This is a genomic window from Escherichia sp. 94.0001, from assembly GCF_013369155.2.
GTDB lineage: Bacteria > Pseudomonadota > Gammaproteobacteria > Enterobacterales > Enterobacteriaceae > Escherichia > Escherichia coli_F.
Map to the genome: position 1 here is coordinate 1 of NZ_JABWMS020000167.1, position 1,380 is coordinate 1,380.

The following is a 1,380-nucleotide window of genomic DNA, read 5'->3' on the forward strand; positions in this document are numbered from 1 at the left end:
AAAAGCATGGTTCCCAGGTTGATTTAATTTTTCGTTTTCTTGATCACGCCTTTGCAACCGGCGTGCTCGGGTAAAAGAGGTTACTGATGCGTATAGAGTTTGTTTTGCTTTACCCGCCGACGGTGAACACCTACTGGCGACGTCGTGGCAGCACATATTTTGTATCAAAAGCCGGTGAGCGTTATCGCCGGGCTGTGGCGCTTATTGTTCGCCAGCAGCGGCTGAAATTAAACCTGTCCGGAAGGCTGGTGATAAAGATTATTGCAGAGCCACCGGATAAGCGCCGTCGTGACCTGGACAATATCCTGAAAGCACCACTGGATGTGCTGACGCATGCCGGACTTCTCATAGACGACGAGCAGTTTGATGAAATCAATATTGTGCGCGGTCAGCTCGTTCCTGGTGGGCGGCTGGGGATAAAAATCACAGAACTGGAGTGCGCATGAATAACCACTATTTACAGTTTGTGCGTGAGCAGCTCATTATCGCCACCGCTGATTTGAGTGGGGCAACAAAAGGTCAGCTTGAAGCCTGGCAGGAGAATGCCATGTTCGATACAGGGCGTTACAGGCGAAAAAAAATCCGGTACCGCGATGAAGTGACTGGAAAAATGATAACGCGGGATAATCCACCAATCCCGGGAAAGCAATCGCTGGCGAAGGTGACGTCAATTCCTCTGGTCAGTCCGGTTGAGTTTTCGACATCATCGTGGCGGCGGGCTGTTCTGTCTCTTGAAGAACATCATAAAGCCTGGTTGTTGTGGTGTTACAGCGGGAGTATTTGTTGGGAATATCAGATCGCGATAACACAGTGGGCGTGGAATGAATTTAATACTCAATCCGGTACCAGAAAAATTGCTGGGAAAACGCAGGAACGCCTGAAAAAATTAATCTGGCTGGCGGCGCAGGCAGTAAAAGCAGAACTTTTTGGTGGGGAAGGTTATGAATATCAGGAGCTGGCATTACTGGCGGGAGTGACAACTAAAAACTGGTCCAAAACATTTACTCGTCACTGGGTTGCAATGAAACACATTTTTCACCGACTGGATAGTGAGGCTTTATTATTTGTAATGAGAACACGTTCAAAACAAAAGGCGGCATTTTCAAAGCAAAGTGTTGCAAAAGTAGATTGAAAGGCATATATTTCATGCAAATCTGATATTTTGCCGATTTTGTACGTGATGGCAAAAGCAAACAAAACCCGCCCACAAGCGGGTTTTTTTGTGCCACTTATCTCGGATAGACATGGTGAATGCGCTGGTGGAGGAGATAAGGGTGATTTTTGTATGCTTGCAACATTGATTTCGTAACGTTATTATCCTGCGCCCGGCCCTTTAGCTCAGTGGTGAGAGCGAGCGACTCATAATCGCCAGGTCGCTGG

At 47.5% G+C, this 1,380-nt stretch carries 2 protein-coding genes and 1 pseudogene; all 3 read left to right on the forward strand.

Annotated elements, in window-relative coordinates:
- Positions 1-74: pseudogene (locus tag HEN33_RS26610) on the forward strand (DUF1327 domain-containing protein); the annotation flags it as partial.
- Positions 75-86: 12 nt separating this feature from the next.
- Positions 87-446, forward strand: a complete 360-nt coding sequence (locus HEN33_RS24950; protein WP_176263690.1) for a RusA family crossover junction endodeoxyribonuclease — start codon at positions 87-89, stop codon at positions 444-446.
- The gene (locus HEN33_RS24955) at positions 443-1,132 is read left to right on the forward strand and encodes a bacteriophage antitermination protein Q (RefSeq protein WP_001059384.1); all 690 of its coding nucleotides are present in this window, start codon (positions 443-445) and stop codon (positions 1,130-1,132) included. The genes HEN33_RS24950 and HEN33_RS24955 overlap by 4 nt, the downstream gene beginning before the upstream one ends.
- Positions 1,133-1,380: the final 248 nt, after the last annotated feature.